This is a genomic window from Methylocystis heyeri (genome assembly GCF_004802635.2).
GTDB lineage: Bacteria > Pseudomonadota > Alphaproteobacteria > Rhizobiales > Beijerinckiaceae > Methylocystis > Methylocystis heyeri.
Genome location: NZ_CP046052.1, coordinates 1,958,133 through 1,982,693 on the forward strand (window position 1 = coordinate 1,958,133; position 24,561 = coordinate 1,982,693).

The following is a 24,561-nucleotide window of genomic DNA, read 5'->3' on the forward strand; positions in this document are numbered from 1 at the left end:
CCAGGAAGAGCGCCTCGCTCGATACTTGATCTATGCAGGACTGCGGAGCGCCAGCGATGAGCTTGTCAGGCAAGACCTTTACCGTCACCCGAACGGAACAGGAGTGGCGGGAACGCCTCACGCCGGAGCAATATGAGGTGATGCGCCGCCATGGCACCGAGCGGCCTGGAAGCTGCGCCCTGACTTACGAGAAGCGCGCCGGGACATTTTCATGCGCCGGCTGCGGTCAGCCGCTCTTCGTCTCGACCCGCAAATTTGAAAGCGGCTCCGGCTGGCCGAGTTTCTTCGAGCCATTGATCGGCTCGCTGGAGGCTACTCAGGATCGTAGCCACGGCATGGTTCGAACCGAGGTCCAATGCAGCCAGTGCGGGTCTCATCTCGGACATGTCTTCAACGACGGCCCGCCGCCGACGGGCCTGCGCTATTGCATCAACGGCGTAGCTTTGATTTTCACGCCGGAGTGAGCGCGGGCTCTCCTTGTGCGGCTCAGCCCCGGGCCGATCAATTCCCCTCGCCGCTGAAACTCGCGGGCAGGGCCATGATTTCTATGCCTTCGTCCAGCAGAGCCTTGGCCTCGGCGAAGGTGGCCTTTCCACGAATCGCGCGGGCGCTGGCCTCGCCGTCCTGAATCTTGCGCACCTCGGACGGGAATCGCTCCCCGACATCCTCCGTCGCAGAAACGATTTTCTCGCGAAGTTCGCGAATGGCGCCGCGCAACTGGGCGTCGCGTTCATCCAGCAGCGCAACCTCGCGCGCCGCCTCGGCCTGGCGCTCGTCTTCCCCGCTCTGGACTTGCCGAGCGCCGGCGCCGCGCAGGATGTTCGGAGCCATCGGAGCCTTGGCGATCTTGCTCGACTGGCAAAAAGGACAATGCACTGAGCCGGCGGCTTCCTGGGCGTCGAAAGCCGCACTGTCCCGGAACCAGCCGTCGAACTCATGCCCTTTGTCGCAAATCAGCGAATAATGGATCACTTTTTCGTCTCTCCAGCGGCAAGCAGCGGATCGAGTCCACCCTCGCTGTCCAGTTGATAGAGGTCGTCGCACCCTCCGATATGCCGCCCGTCGATGAAGATCTGGGGCACGCTGGTCCGCCCGCCGGCAAGTTCCGTCATCCGGGCCCGGCCCGCGCGGTCGCCATCCACTCGAATCTCCTCGAAGGCAACTTTCTTCTTCTCTAGCAGGGCCTTAGCCGCCAAGCAGTAGGGGCAGGTAGAGGTTGTGTAGATGACGATGAGGGCCATGTCGAATCCGAGGTTAAAAGCCTCTAATACAACAAATTATGGCGCTGTCACGGTCCTTGCGAAAACAAGCAGGTCGACCCGTGCGGCGCCTGCCTTCAGAAGCGCCCGCGCGGCCGCATTTGCCGTGGCTCCCGTGGTGAGCACGTCGTCGACGAGGACCAAATTGAGCCCGGAAATCCTCGCGGCCGCCAGAGGGGCGACGCGAAAGGCGCCCGCGAGATTGGCGGCCCGCTGGCTACGCGAGAGCCCGACCTGAGGCTGCGTAAGCTTCACCCGCTCCAGCGCCGCCACATCGACCGGGGTCCCGCTTTCCCGCGAGACGAACCGCGCGAGTTCGGCGGCCTGATTGTAGCGTCGCTCGACGAGTCGCAGCCTATGCAGCGGCATGGGCAATATGAGCGCGGCGTCGCCAAGCAGCTCCGCCCCAGCCCGCGCCATCCACCGGCCCATGGGCTCCGCCAGTTCCAGCCGGTCATGGAACTTGAGGCGCGAGACCAGAACTTGCGCCGCGCCGCCATAAAGCGCGACGGCGCGCGCCCGTCGAAAGACCGGAGGATAGGCCGCTGCCTCGGCCGATATCATCCCTTCCCGGGCCCCTTCCTCGCGCTCGAAGGGCGCGCCTAGTCTTTCGCAAAAGGGGCGCTCGATAAAAGACATTTCTCGCCAGCAGCGGGCGCAGAGCCCGCCCTGCGACCCGACCGCCTCCCGGCAGACGAGGCAGGCTGGAGGGTAGGCGACGTCTAGCAGCCCTCCGCAGGCGGCGCGGACGCTTGCGAGCAATGTGTTCAGCGCGGACTCCGCCATTGAAAAAAGATAACAGTCGAAATGGAGGCCGACAAACTTTTTCTCTGGATCGCACACGCGCGCTCCGGGTTCCTTTTCCAACGGCCCGAGACGACGCCCGCCCCCTGCGCGCGGGCCGCCTCTATGCAGCTAGAAAAAAATCGGCGTTCTTGCGCTTGCGCCCGAGCCGGAAACGGCGCCGGGCGACCCTATGTGGTTTTACGTACAGGCGAACGCCGCGATCCGACGCCGCGGTCCACCAGCAAAGCTTCCGCCATGCCCTTCCACAACTACGCGTGGCTCACCACGCTTATCGACACTTCCTTCGCCAGTCGCTTCCTGGTCGACGCACAAGGAACGATCGTTCACGCCAATGCCGCCGCCGAGGCCCTCTTCGGCTATGAACATGGCGAGTTCGCCGGTAAGCCCATCGACATCCTCTTCTCGCCCGAGGCCGACGAGTTGGTGCGGTCGAACCTGGATCGGCCCATGCGCGTCATGATCGGCGACGACCGCGAACTCCGGGGTCGCCGGAAGGAGGGAACCGACCTTATCCTGCGCGTCGGGGTCACTCCGATTCAGACCGTTTCGGAAAACTACGTCTCGGTCACTGTTTTCGACGTAACGCAATATAAGAAGATCGAAAGCGAGCTGCGCTTTCGCACCCGCCAGCTCGAAGAAATCAACAGCCGACTCTCCCGTTTCGCCTATGTCGCGGCGCATGATCTGCAAGAGCCCCTGCGAAAGATCGCTTCGTTCTCCGATCTTCTCAAGATCGCGGTCGCCGACGACGACCCCGCGACCGCTAAATATGCATGCGAAGTCGTGCATAATTCGGCGCTGCGGGCGCGAGGCCTGGTCGAGGGGCTGCTTGAATATTGCTCGGATATTTCCGCGATACTCAAGCTTGAATTCATCAATGTCGGCGCCGAGATCGAACAGGTGGAAGGAGATTTTTCCGAGCTTATCAAAGCCACGGGCGCACGGATCGAAAACAGGATTCAGGATGGCTTGAAGGTGCGCGCCGACCGGGCGCAGTTCACGCGCATGATGTCGAACATGCTCTCGAACTCCATTAAATTCCACAAGGAGGGCGAGAATCCGATCATCAGGATCTGCGCCTGCCAAAAGGACGGCGAGATCCGGCTTTCGGTCAACGACAACGGAATCGGCTTCGAACCCAGATACGCCGAGACGATTTTCGAGCCCTTCCTGCGCCTCCAGCCCGGGAAAGAGTTTCCAGGCAACGGCATCGGCCTCGCCGCGGTCAAATCCATTTGCGACCGCCACGGCTGGACGATCAAGGCAGAGTCTGCGCCTGGGCGCGGCGCGACTTTCCGCGTCAGCATTCCGGAATCCCTGGCCCTGGAAGCCAGGACGTTAGTCAGTGCGTCAGGCCGGAGCGAGGAGCAAATTAGTTTCGCTGCGGGCGACGCCGTCGATCGCGCGCAGCGTGGAAAGCACTGAATCGAACTCGGCGAGGTCCCGCACCTCTATTTCGGCGACGAGATCGAAGGCGCCGTTGGTGCTGTAAAGCTCTCCGATCTGCGGCAATCCGCGCAACGCCTTGGCGACGCGGCGCGTGTTCTTGCCCGAAACCTCGATCAGCGCGATGGCGCGAATCCTTTCGCTTTCGGCGAACGGCTTTACCCGAACCGTAAAGCCCAGGATGACGCCTGAGGCCAAGAGCCGGTCGAGCCTGTTCTGCACAGTGCCGCGCGAGACGCCAAGCAAGAGCGCGAGCTTCGACAGCGGCGCGCGGCCGTCGATCCTCAGCTCGGCTATAAGTCGGCGATCGAGGTCGTCCATGGCTTTCTCTTGCGATATGCTCGAATGATATGGCGAATTGCGCAAAAGGACATCGCATTTGATAAAGGATTGCCATTTTTCTTGATCGCCCGCCTTTCTATCCTCGGAGCTCTCAGGCGAGGAAGGCTGAAATGGCTGTCTTTCTGGACGCGCACGACGTCGCTGCAATCGTGAACGAGACAGGCCTGGAGAGTTTCTGGCTGCGCCTCCATGACTATCTGCGCCACGACTTTCTGCGTTGGGAGGAGTTCGACAAATCGCCGCGCAGCGCCTGCCATTTCCCCAGCGGCGTGATAGAACTCATGCCCGCCTCCGATCACGCGGCCTATGCGTTCAAATTCGTAAACGGGCATCCCGGCAACACCCGGCGAGGATTGCAAACGGTCGTGGCCTTCGGCGCGCTCGCAGACGTCGAAACCGGCTATCCGCTTCTTCTCGCCGATATGACTCTGGCGACGGCTTTCCGCACCGGGGCCGCCTCGGCGCTCGCAGCGCGCAGTCTTGCGCGCCCGGATAGCCGGACGATGGCGATCATCGGACTTGGGGCGCAATCGGAATTTCAGGCATGCGCCTTTCGGGTCATCATGGGCGTCGACAATTTGCGCATTTTCGACATCGACCCTCGAGCCGCGGAAAAATTCGCGCGCAACATGGCGCGCTTCGATGTTTCCATTATCCGCTGCAGCAGCGCGGAAGAGGCGACTGTCGACGCAGATATCGTCACAACGATTACCGCCGATAAGAAGCGCGCGACGGTGCTCTCAGGCAACATGATCGGCGCAGGCGCGCATATCAACGCCTTGGGCGGCGATTGTCCGGGAAAGACCGAAATCTCGCGCGACCTCCTGCTGCGTTCCAATATTTTTGTCGAATATGCGCCGCAGACGCGGCTAGAAGGGGAGATCCAACAGCTTGCGCCCGATCACCCGGTCACGGAAATCTGGGAGACGATCTCCGGCGCAAAGCCCGGTCGCCGATCGGAGAGGGAGATCACTTTGTTCGACGGCGTCGGCTTCGCGGTAGAGGATTTTTCGGTGCTTCGCCTGCTGATGGATCTATCGCGGGAGACCGGCGTCGGACAAACTATCGAACTCGTGGCCGAACTGGCCGACCCCAAGAATCTTTTCGGCCTTCTGCAGTTGCGAAACAACGAGCGGCGCTACGCCTGAAAGGAGAACCTCATCGATGACCGCGCAAGCGATGAAACGCGCCGCAGCTCCGCTCCTGCTCGAGCCGGCGCCGCAGGGCGCCGCTCCCGCTCTGGCCACGGAGGGCATACTGATGTGCGCGCCGGACCACTTCGGCGTGGACTACGTCATCAATCCCTGGATGGAGCGCCAGATCGGCAAAGCCGAGCGGGAGCTGGCCGAATTGCAATGGAAGTATCTCGCTGAGCAGCTTTCCGCCAGAGCGAGATTGCGCTTCATTGCCCCGCAGGCCGGCGCGCCGGACATGGTCTTCACCGCCAACGCCGGCCTCGCCTTCGCGGGCATGGTTATCGTCAGCCGCTTCCGCGCGCCGGAACGCCGGCCCGAGGAACGGTGGTTTCGCGAGTGGTTCCGAAAAGAAGGATTCAAGGAGGCTCCCTGGCCGGAGGACATCGCGTTCGAAGGCGCGGGCGACGCATTGTTCGACCGTGCGCAGCCCCTGATCTGGTGCGGCCATGGCTGGCGAACGAGCAAGGAAGCTCCGGCGCTGATCGAGAATATCCTCGGACGATCGACAGTAGGGCTGCGTCTCGTCGACCCGCGCTTCTATCATCTCGACACCTGCTTTTGCCCGCTGCCGGGCGGTTGGCTGCTTTATTATCCGCAGGCCTTCGATCACGACTCGCAACAAAAGATTGCGACTCTCGCGGGAGAGGAAAAGCTCATCCCTGTCAGCGAAGAGGATGCGATGTTCTTCGCATGCAATGCGGTGGAGGCTCGAGGAGCCGTGTTCCTGAACGACGCGACCCAAGCCTTGCAGAGACGGTTGCACGAAGCCGGATTTACGCCGGTTCTCACGCCGCTGTCGGAGTTCTTCAAAGCGGGCGGCGCAGCCAAATGCCTGACGCTCAAATTGGATGAAAGATAAGAAGAGCCCGGCGCGTGGCCGGGCTCCAGGCTATGTCTCCGCTTGAAGCGATTTCGGGTCGTTCGAACGCGCTCCAAAACTTATTGAAGGAGCATGTTCTTTTCCAAAAACCGCTTCGCACTTTTTGGGAACATGCTCTAATAGCAGCCGCAGTAACCGTAACCGGTCGAATAAGTGGGGTAGCCGGCGTAGCCATAGGCGCCGTAACCGGGATAGGCGTAGCCGTAGTCATAGGAGGGATAGGTAGCGGCGGCGCCGAGCACGGTCCCGCCGAGCAGTCCGGCTGCAAACGGCCAGCCCCAGCCGCCGCCATAGCCGCGGCCGTAGCCGCCATAGCCCCAGCCGCGACCGTAGCCGCCATAGCCCCAACCTCGGCCATAGCCGCCATAGCCCCAGCCGCGACCCCAACCGGCATGACCCCAGCCGGCATGGCCCCAGCCGCCTCGGCCCCAGCCGCCGCCCCAACCGGCGTGACCCCAGCCGCCTCGACCCCAACCGCCTCCGCCCCAGCCGGCGTGACCCCAGCCGCCGCTCCAGCGGGCTTCAGCGGGCGTGGAGGCGTAAATCGTGCTCGCGACAATCAGCGCTGCCGTGGCGCTCGAAAGAACTACGCGCAGTCTTTGCATTGCTGTTCTCCTTCGAAGGCAGAGTGTTCGCCGAGGCGAGACTCTCTGCCGCCCCAACGCCCGCGGGGAGGGATAGTTCCGGTCGTCGAAGTCGCAGCGCAACTCCTTCTCCGAGCATGCTCTGCCGTCGGAAGCGAAGGCGTGAGGCCAAATTCCCCTGACTCCCCCCGCCTGCACACGGCGGCGCTCGCGGTGAAAACCTGCGTCCCCTCGAGTAGGCCGCCGGCCCCCTTGCCCCTTCTCGGCCACAAATTTCGCGAAATGGCCGCGATAAAGCCCAAGCGCGGCCCCGATGCTCTGGTTGAAGGAAGCTGCGGCGTGGCCCGCGCGCCAGTTCGATTAAGCTCAAAATGACGAAGCGAGATTCAGCATTCGTTAGCTAAGTCGAAAGGCTTGCGTGGGAAAATCATTTCGGGTTGGGAGAATGAAAAAGGGTCTTAGCGTGCCTAGTGGTCTTGTAGCGTTCCAGAGCCGCCGCATTTCGCTGAACATTTCTTCCCGCACGATCCCTGCGGCCGGCGCCGTCGCTTTCGGCGTTCTCGCCGCCGCCTGGGGCCTTCAGCCGGACGAAAGAGGCGACGCTCAAAAGTTAAGAGACACGGCGGCGGCCACCGAGTCCGCCGCAGCGGCTTCCACCACCGGATGGTCCGGCGGCATTCTCGTCAATCTGCGCGCCGCAGCGCGCACCAAAACGACGGCCGCCCTGTCCGAGACTCTGCCGACTCCCTGGGCGGCGGGTAAATCCGAGCTGAGGCTGAGCTCGAGCCGGGAAAGGCCGGAGATACAGGAACCGCCGGCGATAATAGCGCGCCTTGAACCGGCTGCGCCGGAGTTTCCGCTGCCGCCGCAAAGGTCCGAAGAACATCAGGCGCTGGAAGCGCCAGCCGTTCAGACCGAGGCGCCGCAGCCGCCGCGCCGCCCCAACGGCCTGCCGCAGGCGGCCAGTCTCCCCGCCGCTGCGCCGCCGATGCGCTCTGCCGGCCGGCAAATGCGCCAGGCCGCGGCCGCCATCCGCCCTGCCCCGGCGGAGGACAACCGCTCTTTCATCGAGAAAATCTTCGGCGGGTTCGGCGAGCAGAATCAGCCCCAGCAGCAACAGGCGCCGGGCCGCTCGCTCGCCTATGCAGCGCCGGAGAGCGAAATGCGCGGCGGCGTGACCAGCATCGCGCGTAGCGCAGCGTTGCCCACAGCCCAGCGCTACGATCGCTATACCGCCATCTACGATATCTCGGCTCATACCGTCTACCTACCCAGCGGCCAGCGGCTGGAAGCGCATTCGGGCCTCGGCCAGAGGATCGACGATCCACGCTTCGTGCATGAGAGAATGCATGGCGCGACCCCGCCGAACGTCTATGAGCTGACCCTGCGCGAAGCGCTGTTCCACGGCGTGCAGGCGTTGCGCCTCACGCCCGTCGGCGGGCAGACGGTCTATGGACGCTCGGGCCTGCTGGCCCACACCTATATGTTGGGGCCGAACGGCGACTCCAACGGATGCGTGTCCTTCAGGGATTACAGCGCCTTTCTGCGCGCCTATCAAAACGGCGAGATAAAGCGCCTCGCCGTGGTCGCCCGGCTTTAATAAGACTGTCTCGTCTGCGGCGCTGGTCAGGCCGGGCCTCTTCTCTCCAGTCCTGCGCCGGAGAAGCCCAGCCTGCTCCCGGGCCGCCTCCCAAAGACGGGCCCCCGCCCGTCGTTTTGGAATTTCAACGGTCTTTTGCAATGCTGCGCTTGCTTGCGCAGCGCCGGGCGCGAATTTGCTCCAAACGGGCGTGAGGCCCCACCCAGCAAGGAGCAAGGCAATGAGATTACCGGCATCGGCGATGGCGGCGGCGGCGGCCTTCCTGTTGATCAGCGCGGCGCTGGCCCAAAGCGCAAACACCGGTTCGAGCGGGGCCGCCAACGACAACACCGGGGCCAGCCCCAATCAGAGCCAGATGAACAGCTCCAGCGACACCCAGAAGTCGCGCGGCGCGAGCAAGACGCCGAGCAACGCTTATGGCTACAGCGGCAAGCATCACGCCAAACACCACGGAAACAACACGGTCTCGGCCACCTATTGATCGGCCGGACCGCGAGGACGCCGGCTCCTCAACCGTGGTGTAGCGCGCCGGCGCCCAGGCCTTGCCTGATCGGAGAATTAGGGTGGACAATCGATATTCCAAATTACCAGGAGCGCCGATGCGCGTGTCGCCGATACTTGCCGCTCTGTTTCTGGCCCTCTCGTGCGCGCATGCCGAGACCCTTCACGATCTGGCGGGAAACTGGCGCCTGGAACGGCTGAGCGGCGCGGCGGATTTCGATCGAACCAAGACGCGTTTGCAGATCGCCGCCGACGGCGCGGTTTCGACGACGGTGGGCTGCAACCGCGCCTCAGGCAAGGCCAGGATCGAAGGCGATAAAGTAAGCTTCGGCCACCTCGCCGCCACGCGGATGGCCTGCCCGCCGGAACTCGCCGGCCTGGAGTTCAAATATTTTGCGGCCCTCGAAGCGGCTCGCAGCCTCCGGCTCGAAGATTCGCTGCTGGCGCTGCTGAACGAGAGAGGCGAGGAGATCGCCGCGTTTATCCGGCAATAAAAAGCTTTCCCGCCTGCGGCGCATCGTCGAAAGAGCGAAAGCGCATCAGGCGGGTAAGCGGAACGATCGACCTGTCTGCTGATCAGCAGGCGACGTAGACGCGCTGATAGCCGACGAAGTTGCCCCATGCGTCATAAACCGGGGAACGAGCCCGACAGCTGCGCGCGGGACGGACCGGATAAGCGGGATAACCGGAGTAGGCCGGATAGCCATAGTAGCCGGGGTAAGCCGAAGAAGCGGCGCCCGCAGCGATCGCGCCCAACGCCATGCCTCCGACGACGCCCGCGGCGACTGCGCCCGCGCTGGGGCCGCCGCCCCATCCGCCACAGCCCCAGCCGTTGCACCAGGCTGCAGCCGGCGTCGAGGCGAGGACGGTCGAGCCCAGCGTCGCCGCAACGAGGCCGGTTGTGAGTATCTTTTTGAATCTGTTCATGCCCTGCCTCCGAAGTGAACCCGGCGCGGCGATCGCGGGCCGGGCTGTAAGGAAGAACGCCTTAGCTTGGCCATGGTTCCAAATTATGGCGAAGTTCACGCCGCGGACCGCGGCGAATTGATTGGGGTCCGGTCGCGAGCCAGACTGGGAAACCCGGGACCGTGTTGCTCGCCGCCAGCATAAAAACACCTGCCGAATGAATGCGCAATGAACCGGCAGGAGGCGCTCCAGGTTGGGCGGGGTCGAAAAGCCGGGCCTGTCTTTCGGGCGTCCAACCCGATTGAAATATTCCGGCAGCGAACTCTCTACGCACAGTCTGCGACAGTCGGAAGGACTGCCGCACGAGAACCCGCTCCGCGGGTGGGACGAGGGATCGAAATGCCAAAAGCCGAAATGGAATTCGTCGACATTGCCGGAGCCTCGCTTGCGGTTTCGCGGATCGGGCTCGGCACATGGTCGATCGGCGGCTGGATGTGGGGAGGAAGCGACGAGGCGGAAGCGATCGGCGCGATTCACGAAGCGATGGACCGCGGCGTCAACCTCATAGACACGGCGCCCGTCTACGGCTTCGGCCATGCCGAGGAGATCGTCGGAAAGGCGCTGAAACAGGGCGGAAGGCGCGAGCGGGCGGTTATCGCGACCAAGGCGGGTCTGGAATGGAAAGACGGCAGGCCGTTCCGCAACGCGAGGCGAGAACGAATCTTGAAGGAAATCGACGATTCGCTGCGACGCCTGCAGACCGACGTCATCGACATTTATCAGGTGCATTGGCCCGACCCTGAAACGCCTACCGCCGAAACCGCGGGCGTCATGGCGGAGCTTTATCGCGCCGGCAAAATCAGAGCGGTCGGGGTGAGCAATTTCAGCCCGGAGCAAATGGAGGAATTTTCCGCCGTCGCGCCGCTTCATACGGTTCAGCCGCCCTACAATCTCTTCGAGCGCGGAGCCGAGCGCGACATTCTGCCCTACGCCAAGAGAAAAGGACTGACGGCCTTCGCATATGGCGCAATCTGCCGCGGGCTCCTCTCGGGACAAATAACCCGGGACACGCAGTTTTCGGGCGACGATCTGCGCAACCGAGACCCGAAGTTCCAGCCCGATCGCCGGCCGCAATATATCGCCGCGGTGGAAAGACTCGCGCGCTTCGCCCGCGAGGCCTACGGCAAGGAGGTCATCCACCTCGCGCTGCGCTGGGCTCTCGATCGCGGCGACAACATCGTCGCGCTCTGGGGAGCGCGCAAGCGAGGCCAACTCGCCCCTATCGACGGCGTGATGGGTTGGCGACTGGACGCCGGCGCCATGGCGGAAATCGATCGGATAATCGAAGAAACGGTTACATCTCCCGTAGGCCCCGAGTTCATGGCGCCGCCCTGAGCGGGCGCCGTCGCCGGCATAGTCGCGCGTTTGGCTCGCCCTCGCGCCGTCCGCGCCGGTAAGCGCCGCTTTTCCTGCGCCGGCTTCGCCCCTTTGGCGTCGGCCGTGGGCATGACCGGATGGCCGAAAATCAGTCGCCAGCGACGGAACAAGCGAGATTTCCGGCCGTTATTCATGAAAGCGCTGTGGGCATGCGTCCGCGGGAGGCCTTCATGGACTCGGTGATCTATCTGGTTGGGCTCGTGGTGGTGGTTCTCGCCATTCTGTCGTTCCTGGGCCTGCGCTAGAGCGCATTTTCCCGAAATTCCGCTCCAACTCTTTGACCTGGCGCACTTTTTTTGGTCCGCCGGACCATTCCGTCCGATCGGAAGGCGCGCCAGCGGAAGGACAACGCCATGATCGAAGCGGTTCAGACTTCCACCGGTCCGGTCAGGACCGACGCGGCCGCGCGCGAGATCCCGGCCCAGGCTCAGGTCCAGCCCGCGGCGGCGACGCCGCCCGCTGATTGGGGAGCCATAGCCGCCGGAACGGCGGTGTCCTGCGCGGTCGTTTTCGTAATGGCCTTTTTCAGCGCCGGCATCGGACTCTCGCTCTCCTCCGCCTATTCGGGGGAGAACCCGCTGCAACATTATCTCGCGCTTGCGCTTTGGCTGTTGTGGGTCAGCGTTTCGAGTTTCGCGCTCGGGGGCTATGTCAGCGGCCGGCTGCGGGCGCGCTCCCTCGTCGCCGACCCGGAAGAAGCCGAAATGCGCGACGGCATGCATGGCCTCTCCGCCTGGGGCGCGGCGATGGTCATTCTCGCCTTCGCCTCCGCCTCTTCTCTCTACCACATCGGGAAAATCGGCGCGGATCTGGTCTCGCAGGCCGGCTCCGGCGGCGAGGCGGTCAATCCGGCCGACTATCAGGCGAGCAGCCTGTTGCGCGGGGACGGAACCGCTTCCACCGCCGCCATTCAGGCGCCTGCGCACAGGGGCGGCGCCGCCCCCGCGCAGGGCCCCGGAGGGTTCGCATCGGGTCAGACCGCCGTCGGTTTGGATGCGGCTTCGAGAGAGACGGTCAGAGACGCATTCCGGAAGGCCTTCGCCACCGGTGAAATGACCCCGGCCGACCGCTCCTACGTCGTCAATGTCATATCCGCGCAAACAGGAATCGGCGCGCAGGAGGCGGCCCGGCGCGTCGACGCCGCGACCCAGGAGCTGAAAAGCGATCACGACAAGACGAAGCAGCTGGAGGAGAAGGCGCGCAAGATCGGGGTGTTGCTCAGCTTCATCTCTGCGGCCGCCATGCTCATCGGCGCGGGCGCGGCTTTCGGCGGGGCGGCGCTCGGCGGTCGCCACCGCGACGACGGGCTTCATTTGCGCCGTGTTCTGAGCTGGAGGCTTTAAGGCGCCCAAACTCACCCCGGGAGGCGAATATGATGCGCTCGATTCTGCTGTGGCTGCTCGGTGTGCCGATTCCCATCATCATCCTGCTGGCGCTCTGGAGATGACCGAGAGCCGGCGTCCGCGCCCCTGCCCCTCCGAAGACGAAAAAGCCGGGCGGAGGAGCGGACCATTCGGCTAGCAGGTCAGCCGAGCGACTGGACATTGTCCTGCAATCCGCGAAAATCGTTCCTATTGTCGCGCTATGCGGCCACAGCGTCCGACCGGAGCAATTAATGGGGGAGAAACTCGCCGTCGCCCGCGAAGGCGCCGTAATGCGCATCACCTTCAACCGGCCGGCCAAGAAGAACGCGCTCGACCGCGAGATGTATCTTTCCGCGATCGCCGCCCTGGGCGAGGCGCAGGCGGACGGCGACGTCTCGGCTGTTCTGTTTTGCGGCGCGGGCGGCAATTTCACCGCGGGCAACGATCTTTCCGATTTTCTGGGCGACGAGGCCCGGCTGGAAGAGTTTCCGGCGTTTCGCTTCGTGCTGGCGATCGCGGCCTTCGCCAAGCCCATGGTTGCCGCCGTCGCGGGCGACGCAGTGGGCGTCGGAACGACGATGCTGTTTCACTGCGATTTCGTCTACGCTGCGCCCGGTGCGCGCTTCAAAATGCCCTTCGTCGATCTCGGCCTGCCGCCTGAGGCGGGCGTCAGCCTGCTCGCGCCGCGCCTCTTCGGTCCCGCCAAAGCGGCTCAATACCTCCTGCTGTGCGAAAGCTTCGGGGCCGAAGAAGCCGCGCGCCTCAATCTGGTCAACGCCGTGACGCCGGAAAGCGAGTTGCTTCGGACGGCGATGGAGGCGGCGCAACGCCTGTCGCGCAAGCCGGCGGCGGCGATCGCGGCGGCAAGACGCCTGATGCGCGGCGATCCCCAGGAACTGCGCGCCCGTATGTTCGAAGAAGCCCGAATTTTTGAAGCGGCGCTCAAAACGCCGGAACTGAAGGCCCGGCTCGCTGCCTTCTTTGCTGCGCGCAGGGGATGATAACGCCGCCTCCCCCTCGTTCCCGGAGAAGCGCAAGCCTCGCTTCTCCGGCGGCCCGGCGCCCTGCCCCACAAAAATCCCTTTGCTCCAGAAAATCTGCCCCTTCCGGCTGGACACGGACGCTGCATTTTGTTGACATGCGCGCGCCGATTCCGGCTCTGGCGCGCGGGAATTCCGCCAGCGAAAGGCGCGCGATGGCGTTTTAGCTCGGACCGCAACGTAAAGATCGCGTCAGATTAGAAACTTGAAGCGCATTCTGACCACAGGAGCCCGCTCGGCTTTTGCGCAAATGCGCTCGGGCGCCCAGACGAAGATGCCGCGAATCGGGATTTTGACGCTGAAGGAGTTCTGAATGACCAGGGCCGTGCAAATAAACTCGATAGCCGCTGCGGCTTTGGTCGCGCTACTCGGCGCCGGAGAGGCCATGGCGGCGCAATGCGGCAATGGTCCCGGGGGCTTCGAGTCCTGGAAGCAGCAGTTCGCCAATGAGGCGCGGGCGCAGGGCGTCGGCGGCGCGGGCATAGCGGCCCTGATGAACACCCATTACAACGCCCCGACGATTTCCGCCGACCGCGGCCAGAAGAGCTTTCATCTGTCGCTGGACGCCTTCATGGCCAAGCGCGGCGGCTCGATCATCGTTTCCCGCGGGCGCGCCATGAAGCAGTCTCATGCCGCGCTGTTCAATTCCATCGAGCAGCGCTACGGAGTGCCTCCGGGACCGCTGATAGCGATCTGGGGCATGGAGACGGGTTTCGGCGCCGCGCATGGCAATCAGCATGCGCTCTCCGCCGTCGCGACCCTCGCCTACGACTGCCGCCGGCCCGAATATTTCACCGATCAACTCTACGCCGCGCTGACGCTCATCGATCGTGGGACGCTCTCGGCCAACGCCCGCGGCTCCATGCATGGGGAAATCGGCCAGACCCAGTTTCTGCCCAAGAACATCCTGCATTACGGCAATGGCGGAAATCTCGACAACGCCGGCGACGCATTGATGGCCACGGCGAATTTCCTGAAAGCGCACGGCTGGCGCGCCGGGGCGGGATATCAGCCCGGCGAGCCCAATTTCGCCGCGATCCAGGCCTGGAACGCCGCTGAGGTCTATGAACGGGCCATCGCCATCATCGGGAAGAGAATCGACGGCGGCGAGTGACGTCCGTCAAACTTGCGCGAATTTTTACCGATCGGGCGATTCCGTCCGATCGGAGAGCACGCTGACTTCACCCTATTTTAGTCGTCCGATTGGGAAATCCTATGCACACGCTGAAGACAGATCTTTCGATAGCTCTCGCTCTCATGGCGCTCTCGACGTCCCCCGCAGCCGCTCAAACGGCGCGGGCCACGCCGGAATGGGCGACGCTTCCCGCACCCCAGGTTCCCTATATCTCGACCCAAGGCACGAATACGCCCTGCTATAATTCGCAGTGCATCGTCACATTCCCCGCGGCGCCCGCGGGAAAGCGGCTCGTCGTCACCAGCGTGACCGCCCAGCTCAGCGCCGCCATCAGCGACGTCGTCCTCCTGGAAGGGAACGGGTTCGAAGTGTTTGCAACCAAGTCGAGCCCTTATTCCAATTTTCTGACAGCGAATGTTCTGGATTATTTCGGGCCCGGCGTGGCACCCACCGCGAGGGTCTATTCGGGAAGCGCTCCGTCCAGCCTGAGCATCATCGTTACGATCGCCGGCTACACCGAGGCCCAACCTTGACGGGAGTTCCCGCGGAAAGGCGTCAGTCCCACGCCTCCTGCGGCTCCTGATAGACGCCCAGATTCGCATAATTCACGAGGCGGGAGGCGCGGATCAATATGATCCGCATTTTTTCGCCGGCGCGGTGGCAGATCGAATTGACGAGGTTCATGTCGTGGGGAGCGCCGTATCTGAACTGGCGGCGCACCTGCGCGACGCTGGCCAGGGCTATGACGTCCAGTTCCGCGATAAAGGTCTCAAATCTCCGGCGAAAGGAGGCGTCGAGCTGTTCATAAGCCTCGAGCGCGGAGTGCCGACCCGAGAGCTTGGAGTTCGAGAAATATTCCTGGTAGGTCATGGGCCGCCAGGCGAGGAGATCGTCGAGCAGTTCAGGCATCTGGGGCAATTGCTCCAGCATCATCACCAGTTCGTTGAACAAATTGAGATAGTCGTTCGCGAGCCCCGAAACCGGATTGACCAGCGACTTGCTCTGCAAGGCGGCAACCGCTTCGTCATGCGGGCTGATTGCAGGTTCGATGAGCTGCAAATCGAAAGACATGATTTCCCTCGAGACCAACAGCCCGACTGTGAAACAGGATTTGATAATTTTTTCTTGACGCCCGGCGCCCGCAAGTCCTTCCTCCACCCGGAGAATTTCGCCTGAGAGGGCGCGCGCCCCGAGTCGGCGCGGGGCTGGACGACCAAAATAATCAAGGAGCTGCAGAGCTTTTCCGCGAGCGCGCTGCTTTGAGCCGCTCCTGCAGAGGCCCGTCAACTTCGCGGAACTAAAATTTCCGAACAAAAGATTCTGGTTAAATTTCGCGCCCTTGCGGAACGCCTGCGGCAAAGTTTCTCGAGAAAAACTTTTTCCCCGACAAAAAGCCGCTTGACGGGCGCGGGCTGCTTTGATATAGATTTGACATCGTCAAAAGTTGCGCCCGGACGCCAGAAGTGGCCGACGGGCTTTTTTATGCGCTGGCGCAGCCGCCCCACCAGGAGCTTTTCGCTTCCGTGATTAAACCCGCTGACGACCAGTCTCCAACCGACGACCGGCTCGCCGCCGAACTCAGGACGCTGCGCGAGCTGCAAGCGGCGCTCATGGATAAAGCCTTGGCCGGCGAAGGGCCCGCGGCCGACCGCGTGCTCGCGATCATGGATCGCAGGGCAAAATTGCTGGGGCTTTATTCTCCCCGCCCGGAAAGCGACGCCCCCGATCCGGAAGAGGCGAAACGCCGTCTGCTGGAGAAACTTCATACCATGGCGGAGCGCACAAAGGGCGAAGAGAAGAAGAAATGACGCCGCCGGGCCTGACGCCCGCGACCCATCCATCCGCATCGCAACGACAGAAACGCCCTCCGCCCCATGCTCCACGCCTCCTCTCTCGCTAGCGCGACGGCGAGCGAGCGCGAAGACTTCGTCGCCGAACTCGACGGCGACGAGGCGGTTGCGCTCCCCTATCTGTGGGAGTTCTGGGCGCGGCCGGAGCAGCTCTTGCCGCCGGGCGATTGGGTTTACTGGCTGCCGCTGGGCGGGCGCGGCTTCGGCAAGACCCGCACGGGCGCGGAGGCCGTGCGGCGCTGGGTCAAAACCAACGCCTATGTCAATATCATCGGCGCGACGATGGACGATATGCGCGACGCCATGATCGAGGGCGAATCCGGGCTCCTCGCCGTCTGTCCGCCGCATGAGCGTCCGCGCTACGTCGCCGCGCGCAACTGTCTTGAATGGCCCAATGGCGCGCGTTCGCTGCTGCTCTCGGCCGAGGCCCCGGAGCGGCTGCGCGGCAAGCAGCATATGAAGCTCTGGTGCGACGAACTCGCCGCCTGGCGTTATCCGGAGGCGTTCGATCAGGCCGTTCTCGGCCTGCGCCTCGGGCGCCAGCCCCAAGCCGTCGTCACCACCACGCCGCGACCGACGAAGATCATGCGCGAACTGCTCGCCAACCCGCTTACCGTGACGACGCGCGGCTCGACCTATGACAACATCGCCAATCTCGCGCCGGGTTTCGTCAAGAAAATCATCCGCAAATATGAGGGCTCACGGCTCGGACGGCAGGAGCTCGATGCGGAGCTGCTGCTCGACACGCCGGGTGCGCTGTGGACCCGCGCGCTGATCGAGGCTGCATATCTCGGGCGCGAAGAAGCGCCGCAACTGACGCGCATCGTCGTCGCGATAGACCCGCCCGCGACCAGCGGCGACAACGCCGACGAATGCGGCGTCATCGTCGCGGGACTGTCCGAAGACGGCTGTCCCTGCATTCTCGCCGATCTCGCCAGCCAGGGTGAAACCCCGCTCGGCTGGGCGACCCGCGCGGTCGAAGCCGCGCGCAAATTCGGCGCCGACGCGATCGTCGCCGAGGTGAACAACGGCGGCGACATGGTCGAGACCATCATCCGCCAGATCGACGCCAATATCCGCGTGAAGGCGGTGCGGGCCAGCCGGGGCAAATACGCCCGCGCCGAACCCGTGGCGGCGCTTTATGAGCAAGGCCGGGTGAAACATGTCGGCGTGTTCGCAAAGCTCGAAGATCAGATGTGCCTGATGACGCCTGATTTCGACCGTCGCGCCGCGGGCCTTTCGCCCGACCGCGTCGACGCGCTGGTCTGGGCCGTCACCGAATTATGCCTCTCCGCGCCTGACGGCACGGCGATCATCGATTTCTATCGCCGTCTGACGAAGCCCGCGAACAACTAAAACCGCCATTGCAGCACCGAGCAAAGCCCGCGAACCGCCATGTTCCGGGCTGTGACGCCGCGCGCGCATCTTCGCTCCATTGCACATCCCTTCAATCATGACGAGGCCTGCATATGCCGATGCATCAACTCATGCCGCCCGCAGGCGGCGCAATGACCAAAGTGAATGGACGGCTTTATTCCGCCCAGCCGGGAATGGTGATCGTCGCGCCGGATTTCGACGGCGACTCCCTCGAAGCCGCCGGCTGGATCAAGGTCGCGACCGGCGGGGCCGGAACGAGCGCGCAACGCCCGCGCAATCCGCCGGCCGGCGCGATGTTTCACGATCAGACCCTGGCCAGGAACATCGTCCATGACGGCAAGCACTGGCGCGACCCCGCGACCGGCGCCCTGGTTTGAGGCGAAACGCATGGAGACGCGCGACACCCAATCCGGGCGGCCGTCATGGTCGCTCTCGCCGGAAAATCTTGCCGTCGCCTATGGCCAGGCGCAATTCATGTCCTCGACCGGAGCCCCCAGCGACTCGGGCTGGTTCGGACCGCTCGCGCCGCTCGCTCCCATAGCGCCGCCCGCCGTCGCCGGCCGCGGCTTCGATTTTCCCTCGGGCTATAATATCGCCGTCGGCGCCCGCGCCTTCGAGCCGATCGGCTTTTCCGATCTGCGCGCGCTCGCCGAAACCTATGATCTGCTGCGCCTCGTCATCGAGACGCGCAAGGATCAGATCGAGCGCATGGCCTGGTCGCTGCGCCCACGAGCGGGAACACGCGGCCCGGGGCCCGCGCGTATTGCGGAGCTGACCAGATTTTTCGAGCGGCCCGACGGCGAACATTGCTTCTCCGATTGGCTGCGCATGCTGCTCGAAGATCTCTTCGTCATCGATGCGCCGACGCTGTGGCGCCAGCGCGCGCGCAACGGCGCGCTGGTCGCGCTGCATCCGCTCGACGGCGGCACGATCAAACGCGTCATCGACGATTGGGGCCGCACGCCGCAGTCCTATTTCGACGGCGCCCAATGGGTCTATCCCGTCGCCTATCAGCAAATCCTGAAAGGCTATCCCGCCGTCGATTACACCGCGCGCGACATTTTTTACGCGCCGCGCAATCCGCGCGCGGGCCGCATCTATGGCTTCTCGCCGGTCGAACAGATCGTGATGACCGCGAGCATCGCGCTCAAGCGTCAAACCTTCACCCTCTCGCATTTCACCGAAGGCAATATTCCGGAATCGCTGATCGGCGTGCCCGAAAGCTGGACGCCCGATCAGATCAAAAATTTCCAGGACTATTGGGACGCTTACTTTACCGGCGATCTCGCCGCCCGCAGGCGGGCCAAATTTGTGCCCGGCGGCGTCGCCAAGACATTCATTCAGACCAAGGAGCCGGAGCTCAAGAATCTGTTCGACGAATGGCTGGCGCGCATCGTCTGCTACGCCTTTTCGGTCTCGCCCCAGGCTTTCGTCGCCCATGTCAATCGCGCCACCGGCGAAACCCAAAAGGAGATGGCCGAGGAGGAAGGCCTGTGGCCGGTGCTGATGTGGGTCAAGCGCCTGATCGAGCGCGTGCTGATCGAGGATTTTGGCGAAAGCGAAATCGAATTCGCATGGGGTTCCGACGCTCAGATCGACGCCGAGCAGCAGCAGCGCATTCTGGTGGCTTATGTCGGCTCCGGCATTTTGACCCGCGACGAAGCGCGGCAAAAACTCGGCCTCGCGCCGCTGGAGCGTGATGAAGCGCGCGACGATGCGAGCGCCGACGCGGATGATTTCGGCAAGGCCTAAAATCCCCAGCAGCCGCGCGATGAATGCGGGAGATGGACCTGTGATGCGAGCGGCGCAAGCGCGAGCGGCGAAGACAAAACGGCTCCTCGCGCCAAAGGCGATCAATATGCGCAGGCGATCCCAATACTCGGCCCGGCGGGCGCAGCAGCCGCGGCGCTAGCCGCCGCTCTCAATGGTTGGCGAAGTTCAGCGAGCGGGGATCCTCCCAAACGCAAGCGACCGCCTAAGAAATCGGCTACCCCCATATCCACGCCCGCGACTCCGCCGGAAGAGCCAAAGAACTCCAGGCGTCAAGATGACGACGGAGCCCCAACGCAGCAAAAGCCTAGCTACAAAGTCGGCGCCTCGGATGGCGGTCCGGGCGAGTGGAAGGAGTTCAACGAAGGCCTCTCGCCAGAAGAAGCAGCCTATCAAAAGAAGGTGACTGGCGCTCCCGATGGATTGGTTTACAGTGTCAAAGATCCCGACGTTAAAACCGGTTTCACGCGTTTCGATGGCTACGACCCGGCAACGAATAGTCTGATCGACGCCAAAAATTTCAACAAATGGCCGATAGATAAGAAATTCTCCTACGATGATGTCCTTGAGCAGGCGCGCAGACAAATCAATGCGGCGAAGGGAACGAAGATCGTCTGGAAAGTCGCCTCTCCGGAACGTGCCCAGAAAGTCAGCGATATTCTTGCTGATGGTCGCGTCGTAGACGTCACTGTTGAATTCCTTCCCCCCTAGGAGCAGAAAATGAGCACTTCAGATCCCGACGCCATGGTCATTCAAGCCTCGGGTTTTGGCGAGGCGTTAACGGCACGGCTGTCGATCCAGCGCGCGAAGCAGATCATGCTGGATCTCGAAGCAATCTCGCCATGGCAACGTCCATTCAAGGTGAGCGGACGCACCGAGGAAACCAACCGCATGCCTATCGCGGCAGATCTTTCCGACTTCGACGAAGTGGTGATGCGCGCGCTGCAGAGTTACACGGCTCCTCGCTATTACAACGAGAACGATCCGGATAATTGGGAGCTTACTCCAGACTCCTATTCTCCCCTTGGATTCGCAGAAACATTTTCCGATATTCACTCTGGAAAGGGCTACTGGGACAGCATTTGCCTCCACCTCTACTTTGCAAGCGTCAAGAATCTGGTAGCGAGCAACGACTCAGTCTATGTTCTTAAAGTCCCCTTTTACCAGGAAGATCAGGTTAACCGCGAATGGTCCGATCCAGCCGTCGTCAGACGATTGCTCGACTATTTCATCGACAGCTGCAATTCTGAAAAATGCGTCGTGTACGGAAGACAGCAGAATCGTAGAATTTCCTTAGAAAAAAACATCTATGCGATTGGATGGCTAAACTATACAAGAGACCCCAAGGTTGCAGAGGTCTTCAGAAAAACCGGAAAGGCCGCCCCCTATCGCGCAGGCGTTCTGCTGAAGCTCGGCGACGACGCCTCGGTCCTGTCAGACTCGAAAATCGACGCGGAACTCCTCGAAATAAGCGAAATGCTGTCTGCCGCCGGGGTGTCCCGCTAATCGAAGGCGCCACGCTCGGTGATGGGACCTCTCGCCTAGCGAAAATCTTGAACGAAGGTAACCTGTAAGAAGATGCCCCGCGCAATCCGCGAGCGGGCCGCGTCTATAGCTTCTCTCCGGTCGAACAGATCGTGATGACCGCGAGCATCGCACTCAAGCGTCAAACCTTCACCCTCTCGCATTTCACCGAAGGCAATATTCCTTAAATCGCTGATCGGCGTGCCGGAAAGCTGGACGCCCGATCAGATCAAAAATTTCCTGGACTATTGGGACGCTTACTTCACCGGCGATCTCGCCGCGCACAGGCGCGTCAAATTCGTGCCCGGCGGCGTCGCCAAGACTTTCATCCAAGACGGAGGGAAATCCCCTCTCCCCGTAACGCTATCCCGCGCCCTGAACAAATGGCGCGAGATCGCGCATGAGCGCCCGGAATCCTCCCTGCAAGGAAACAGTAGAATGGCCCCACTCGATATGTTCGTTCCCCTTGTCAAGGCGGACGCCGCGCGTCGTCTCGTCTATGGCGTCGTCACCGCGGAGAAGCCCGACCGCGCCGGCGAGATCTGCGACTATGCGACCACGAAACCCTATTACGAAAAATGGTCGGCCGACTTCCAAAAGGCGAGCGCGGGCAAGTCTCTCGGCAATTTGCGTGCGATGCACGGCAAAATCGCCGCCGGACGCATCGAGCAGATCACATTCGACGACGAAACCAAGCAGATCGAAATCTGCGCCCGGGTCGTAGACGGCGCCGAATGGGCCAAGGTCGAAGCCGGTGTCTATACCGGCTTTTCGCAGGGCGGCGGCTATGTGAAGCGCTGGCCCGACGACCATGACCCAGCTGTCACGCGCTACACCGCGAATCCGGTGGAAATTTCGCTCGTCGACATGCCCTGCCTGCCGGCCGCGACCTTTTCGATGATCAAGGCCGACGGCGTGACCGAAAAGAGAAACTTCGCGCCGCAGGTCGAGCAGGTTTGGATGACCGTCGACGGCAAGACTTTCAGAAAGAAAGCCGAAGCTCTCGCTCATGCCGGCGCGGCGCCGATGATGAGGCTGGTCGAGCGCATGGAGGATGATCTCTCGCGCCGGGCGAAATTCGCGCCGCTGAGGAAAGCGCTCGGCGCCGAGGCTTACGACTCGGCGAGCGCCATCGCCGCGCTCGAAATCATCTTCTCCCTCTTGGAAAAGGAAATCTCCGAGGGGGAGCAGGACGGGGAACAAATCGCCGCGCTCAGGGAGTCCATAGCGCGGCTCAAGGAATTCGTCGTTTCCGAGATCGGCGAGCGGGACGACGAGCCGCTCTACAGCCAAAAGGCCCTGCTCGATATGCTCACGCCCCGCCTCGAAAAGCTGAGCGCGCGGATCGAGGAGATCGGCCGCCAGCCCTCTCCGCCCCCCATGCTCGCCGGCACGCGAGGGGTCGAAAAAGGCGGGGATTCCCGCCTCGACGACATCGCCGGCGCTCTGGCCAAGCTCACTGCCGAAGAACGCGCGGCCTTGCTCATCAAAGCGGCTCAAAAAGACCCCCAGCCGCTGCGTTGAGAGAAGCTCTCGACGCCAGGCGCCGGCGAACTCCCATCCATCCGCGCCTGATACGGCGCCGATCTCTCCCAGGAAAAACCTCATGACCATACAGCAAACCACGCAGGACGTATTGGACGCCATTCGCAAGTCCCAGAGCGCCGCCGTCGCCGATCCACGCCTCTCCGCGCTGGGACTCGAAAAGAGCACTTTCACGCAATCGACCAGCGCGACCTCCGGGCTGACTTCCTACGACCTCGAACCGGGCGCGAAATTTCTCGCGCCGGTGCTGACTCCCCTGCGCAACGAGACGCCTCGCGTTTCCGGCAAAGGCGGCATACAGGCGAATTGGCGCGCCATCACCGCCATCAACGCCACCGGCCTGCGCCTCGGCGTCTCCGGCGGCAACCGCGGCGGCGCGCAGGCGATCAGCACCGCGGATTACTTTGCCTCCTATAAGGGCATCGGCCTCGAAACCAGCGTAGATTTCGAGGCCGAATACGCCGGCCTGGGCTTCGACGACGTGCGCGCCCAGGCCGGCTTGCGTGGCCTGCAGGCCGCGATGATCGGCGAGGAGGCGCTGATCCTCGGCGGCAACGGCTCCATGCCGCTCGGCGTCACCCCGACGCCTACGCTCGCAGCGAGCGCCAACGGGGGCGCGCTCGCCACCGGAACTCTTTCGGTGATCTGCGTCGCGCTGTCCTTCGACGGCTTCGTCAACGGCTCGGTCGGCAATGGGGTGCAGTCGCAGATCACCCGCACCAACGTCGATGGCTCCAGCGACATTTTCGGCGGCGGCGCGGCCCAGAAATCCGCCGGCGCGACTGTATCGGTCACCGGCCCGACCGGCTCCGTCACCGCGACGGTCGCGAATGTGCGCGGGGCTCTCGGCTACGCCTGGTTCTGGGGCGCAGCGGGCGCCGAGGCGCTCGGCGCAATCACCTCGATCAATTCCCTCGCCATAACCGCCAATGCGGCCGGAACCCAGACCGCCGCTTCTCTTCCCGCTGCAGACTGGTCCAACAACGCCCTGGTCTTCGACGGATTGCTGACCATCGCGCTCAAATCGGGCTCCGGCGCCTATGTGTCGGCCCAGCCCACCGGATCGGCAGGCGTCGGCACGCCGCTGACCGCCGACGGCGCCGGCGGCGTGGTGGAGATCGACGCGGCGCTGAAAAGCATGTGGGACACGATCCGCATGTCTCCCGACACGATCTGGGTCAACAGCCAGGAAGCGCTCGATATTTCCCGCAAGATTCTCGCCGGCGGCTCCAGCGCCGCTCAGCGCTTCGTCTTCGACGCCCAGCAGAACGCCATAGGCGGCGGCGTGATGGTGCGCAGCTATCTCAATCGCTTCTCGATGAATGGGGGCCAGGTGCTGGATATCCGGGTGCATCCCAATATGCCCGCCGGCACGATTCTCATGACGGCGCGGAGCATTCCCTATCCGCTCTCGGGCGTCGGCAATGTGTTTCAGATCAGAACGCGGCGGGACTATTATCAGATCGAATGGCCGCTGCGCACGCGCCGCTACGAGTATGGCGTCTATGCCGACGAGGTGCTGCAGCATTACTTCCCGCCGAGCATGGCCGTCATCACCAACATCGCCAACGGCTGACGCCTGTCGTCGTGGCTGCGAACCTTGCGCGACCAGCGCGGGAACGCCTGCCCTGCAACGCCCTTCCCAACAGGACTCCCATGATCTCCATGAAAGCCCCGCCGGGCCTCACCGGCTTTTCTCATGGCGGCATCGCGCTCGCCATCACCCGCGGCCGAATCGAAGTGTCTCCGGAACTGGTGGAAGAACTGCGCGCCCATGGCTTTGCGTTGTCTTCGCCTGCCGCCCTCGGACAGAATGCGCGTAGCGAACTGCTACGCCGCTTTGCCGAAGATGCGCGCAGTTTCGCAGAGGCGCTCGGCGACGACGAACTGCGCGGGCTGACCACGCTGGCGCCGGAAAAGCGCGAAAGGGTTTTCAACGCCATTCGCGCTCTCGCCAGAGAATCAAGCCCGGCCGGCGAAAAAAGCAAGGACTGATCC

28 protein-coding genes are annotated in these 24,561 nt (G+C 63.2%); 21 read left to right on the forward strand and 7 right to left on the reverse strand.

The annotated features are described in order from the left end of the window. Positions 1 to 56: 56 nt before the first annotated feature. A complete protein-coding gene (msrB, locus tag H2LOC_RS08875; protein WP_425487329.1) occupies positions 57 to 464 on the forward strand; it encodes a peptide-methionine (R)-S-oxide reductase MsrB in 408 nt (135 codons plus the stop codon). 37 nt (positions 465 to 501) lie between these two features. Here msrB and H2LOC_RS08880 read toward each other — a convergent pair whose 3' ends face one another. Genes H2LOC_RS08880 through H2LOC_RS08890 form a run of 3 tightly spaced genes read right to left on the reverse strand, consistent with a single transcriptional unit; the run spans position 502 to position 2,045 of the window. Next, positions 502 to 972, reverse strand: coding sequence for a DUF1178 family protein (locus H2LOC_RS08880; RefSeq protein ID WP_136496080.1), 471 nt, complete (start codon positions 970 to 972; stop codon positions 502 to 504). Then, a complete protein-coding gene (grxC, locus tag H2LOC_RS08885) occupies positions 969 to 1,241 on the reverse strand; it encodes a glutaredoxin 3 (RefSeq protein WP_136496081.1) in 273 nt (90 codons plus the stop codon). The genes H2LOC_RS08880 and grxC overlap by 4 nt, the downstream gene beginning before the upstream one ends. A gap of 36 nt (positions 1,242 to 1,277) precedes the next feature. Beyond that, a complete protein-coding gene (locus H2LOC_RS08890) occupies positions 1,278 to 2,045 on the reverse strand; it encodes a ComF family protein (RefSeq protein ID WP_154331604.1) in 768 nt (255 codons plus the stop codon). Between the two features lie 192 nt (positions 2,046 to 2,237). Between H2LOC_RS08890 and H2LOC_RS08895 the strand changes: the two genes are divergently transcribed. After that, on the forward strand, positions 2,238 to 3,491 hold the full coding sequence (locus H2LOC_RS08895) for a sensor histidine kinase (protein ID WP_162009736.1): 1,254 nt from the start codon (positions 2,238 to 2,240) through the stop codon (positions 3,489 to 3,491). On the opposite strand, the gene H2LOC_RS08900 is transcribed toward H2LOC_RS08895, so the two are convergent. Next, positions 3,417 to 3,833 carry an Lrp/AsnC family transcriptional regulator gene (locus H2LOC_RS08900; RefSeq protein ID WP_136496083.1) on the reverse strand — a complete coding sequence of 139 codons (417 nt, stop codon included), beginning with the start codon at positions 3,831 to 3,833 and terminating at the stop codon, positions 3,417 to 3,419. The two genes, H2LOC_RS08895 and H2LOC_RS08900, sit on opposite strands and share 75 nt — an antisense overlap. Positions 3,834 to 3,964: 131 nt before the next feature. Between H2LOC_RS08900 and H2LOC_RS08905 the strand changes: the two genes are divergently transcribed. Further along, entirely contained in the window at positions 3,965 to 5,002 is a 1,038-nt protein-coding gene (locus H2LOC_RS08905) for an ornithine cyclodeaminase (RefSeq protein WP_136496084.1), read from the forward strand. Between the two features lie 16 nt (positions 5,003 to 5,018). Then, the gene (locus H2LOC_RS08910; RefSeq protein WP_246207088.1) at positions 5,019 to 5,909 is read left to right on the forward strand and encodes a dimethylarginine dimethylaminohydrolase family protein; all 891 of its coding nucleotides are present in this window, start codon (positions 5,019 to 5,021) and stop codon (positions 5,907 to 5,909) included. A gap of 137 nt (positions 5,910 to 6,046) precedes the next feature. On the opposite strand, the gene H2LOC_RS08915 is transcribed toward H2LOC_RS08910, so the two are convergent. Next, complete coding sequence (locus tag H2LOC_RS08915) at positions 6,047 to 6,535, reverse strand: hypothetical protein (protein ID WP_154331605.1); 489 nt, start codon at positions 6,533 to 6,535, stop codon at positions 6,047 to 6,049. Between the two features lie 424 nt (positions 6,536 to 6,959). Between H2LOC_RS08915 and H2LOC_RS21545 the strand changes: the two genes are divergently transcribed. From H2LOC_RS21545 to H2LOC_RS08930, 3 genes are all read left to right on the forward strand, one after another. Beyond that, positions 6,960 to 8,114, forward strand: a complete 1,155-nt coding sequence (locus tag H2LOC_RS21545; RefSeq protein WP_202620554.1) for a DUF2778 domain-containing protein — start codon at positions 6,960 to 6,962, stop codon at positions 8,112 to 8,114. Positions 8,115 to 8,334: 220 nt separating this feature from the next. Further along, positions 8,335 to 8,595, forward strand: coding sequence for a hypothetical protein (locus H2LOC_RS08925; RefSeq protein WP_136496086.1), 261 nt, complete (start codon positions 8,335 to 8,337; stop codon positions 8,593 to 8,595). Positions 8,596 to 8,713: 118 nt separating this feature from the next. After that, positions 8,714 to 9,109, forward strand: coding sequence for an META domain-containing protein (locus H2LOC_RS08930; protein ID WP_136496087.1), 396 nt, complete (start codon positions 8,714 to 8,716; stop codon positions 9,107 to 9,109). Between the two features lie 82 nt (positions 9,110 to 9,191). Here the strand turns inward: H2LOC_RS08930 and H2LOC_RS08935 are convergent, their stop codons facing one another. Further along, positions 9,192 to 9,542 carry a hypothetical protein gene (locus H2LOC_RS08935; RefSeq protein ID WP_136496088.1) on the reverse strand — a complete coding sequence of 117 codons (351 nt, stop codon included), beginning with the start codon at positions 9,540 to 9,542 and terminating at the stop codon, positions 9,192 to 9,194. Between the two features lie 378 nt (positions 9,543 to 9,920). Between H2LOC_RS08935 and H2LOC_RS08940 the strand changes: the two genes are divergently transcribed. The 5 genes from H2LOC_RS08940 (at position 9,921) to H2LOC_RS08960 (ending at position 15,030) form a co-directional block, all read left to right on the forward strand. Continuing rightward, the gene (locus H2LOC_RS08940; RefSeq protein ID WP_281350558.1) at positions 9,921 to 10,916 is read left to right on the forward strand and encodes an aldo/keto reductase; all 996 of its coding nucleotides are present in this window, start codon (positions 9,921 to 9,923) and stop codon (positions 10,914 to 10,916) included. Between the two features lie 395 nt (positions 10,917 to 11,311). Next, entirely contained in the window at positions 11,312 to 12,301 is a 990-nt protein-coding gene (locus tag H2LOC_RS08945) for a hypothetical protein (RefSeq protein WP_136496089.1), read from the forward strand. 272 nt (positions 12,302 to 12,573) lie between these two features. Next, positions 12,574 to 13,323 carry an enoyl-CoA hydratase-related protein gene (locus tag H2LOC_RS08950; RefSeq protein ID WP_136496090.1) on the forward strand — a complete coding sequence of 250 codons (750 nt, stop codon included), beginning with the start codon at positions 12,574 to 12,576 and terminating at the stop codon, positions 13,321 to 13,323. A 352-nt stretch (positions 13,324 to 13,675) separates the two neighbouring features. Then, positions 13,676 to 14,476 carry a lytic murein transglycosylase gene (locus H2LOC_RS08955; protein WP_154331606.1) on the forward strand — a complete coding sequence of 267 codons (801 nt, stop codon included), beginning with the start codon at positions 13,676 to 13,678 and terminating at the stop codon, positions 14,474 to 14,476. Between the two features lie 101 nt (positions 14,477 to 14,577). Beyond that, positions 14,578 to 15,030: a hypothetical protein gene (locus H2LOC_RS08960; RefSeq protein WP_136496091.1), complete on the forward strand. Its 453-nt coding sequence runs from the start codon at positions 14,578 to 14,580 to the stop codon at positions 15,028 to 15,030. Positions 15,031 to 15,052: 22 nt separating this feature from the next. Here H2LOC_RS08960 and H2LOC_RS08965 read toward each other — a convergent pair whose 3' ends face one another. Continuing rightward, on the reverse strand, positions 15,053 to 15,568 hold the full coding sequence (locus tag H2LOC_RS08965; protein ID WP_136496092.1) for a hypothetical protein: 516 nt from the start codon (positions 15,566 to 15,568) through the stop codon (positions 15,053 to 15,055). A gap of 452 nt (positions 15,569 to 16,020) precedes the next feature. Between H2LOC_RS08965 and H2LOC_RS08970 the strand changes: the two genes are divergently transcribed. The 9 genes from H2LOC_RS08970 (at position 16,021) to H2LOC_RS09010 (ending at position 24,558) form a co-directional block, all read left to right on the forward strand. After that, positions 16,021 to 16,305, forward strand: a complete 285-nt coding sequence (locus tag H2LOC_RS08970; protein ID WP_136496093.1) for a hypothetical protein — start codon at positions 16,021 to 16,023, stop codon at positions 16,303 to 16,305. Between the two features lie 66 nt (positions 16,306 to 16,371). Next, entirely contained in the window at positions 16,372 to 17,703 is a 1,332-nt protein-coding gene (locus H2LOC_RS08975) for a DNA-packaging protein (RefSeq protein ID WP_136496094.1), read from the forward strand. A gap of 152 nt (positions 17,704 to 17,855) precedes the next feature. Beyond that, positions 17,856 to 18,101: a hypothetical protein gene (locus tag H2LOC_RS08980; protein ID WP_136496095.1), complete on the forward strand. Its 246-nt coding sequence runs from the start codon at positions 17,856 to 17,858 to the stop codon at positions 18,099 to 18,101. After that, positions 18,055 to 19,476: a phage portal protein gene (locus H2LOC_RS08985; RefSeq protein ID WP_246207090.1), complete on the forward strand. Its 1,422-nt coding sequence runs from the start codon at positions 18,055 to 18,057 to the stop codon at positions 19,474 to 19,476. The genes H2LOC_RS08980 and H2LOC_RS08985 overlap by 47 nt, the downstream gene beginning before the upstream one ends. Before the next feature lie 243 nt (positions 19,477 to 19,719). Further along, entirely contained in the window at positions 19,720 to 20,205 is a 486-nt protein-coding gene (locus H2LOC_RS21915; RefSeq protein ID WP_281350565.1) for a Tox-REase-5 domain-containing protein, read from the forward strand. Between the two features lie 9 nt (positions 20,206 to 20,214). Next, positions 20,215 to 21,000, forward strand: a complete 786-nt coding sequence (locus H2LOC_RS08995; protein WP_136496097.1) for a hypothetical protein — start codon at positions 20,215 to 20,217, stop codon at positions 20,998 to 21,000. Between the two features lie 219 nt (positions 21,001 to 21,219). After that, positions 21,220 to 22,542, forward strand: coding sequence for a hypothetical protein (locus H2LOC_RS21550; RefSeq protein WP_202620555.1), 1,323 nt, complete (start codon positions 21,220 to 21,222; stop codon positions 22,540 to 22,542). Positions 22,543 to 22,624: 82 nt separating this feature from the next. Then, entirely contained in the window at positions 22,625 to 24,139 is a 1,515-nt protein-coding gene (locus tag H2LOC_RS09005) for a hypothetical protein (protein ID WP_136496098.1), read from the forward strand. A gap of 80 nt (positions 24,140 to 24,219) precedes the next feature. Further along, positions 24,220 to 24,558 carry a Rossmann-fold NAD(P)-binding domain-containing protein gene (locus tag H2LOC_RS09010; RefSeq protein ID WP_154331607.1) on the forward strand — a complete coding sequence of 113 codons (339 nt, stop codon included), beginning with the start codon at positions 24,220 to 24,222 and terminating at the stop codon, positions 24,556 to 24,558. The last annotated feature ends 3 nt before the right edge of the window (positions 24,559 to 24,561 follow it).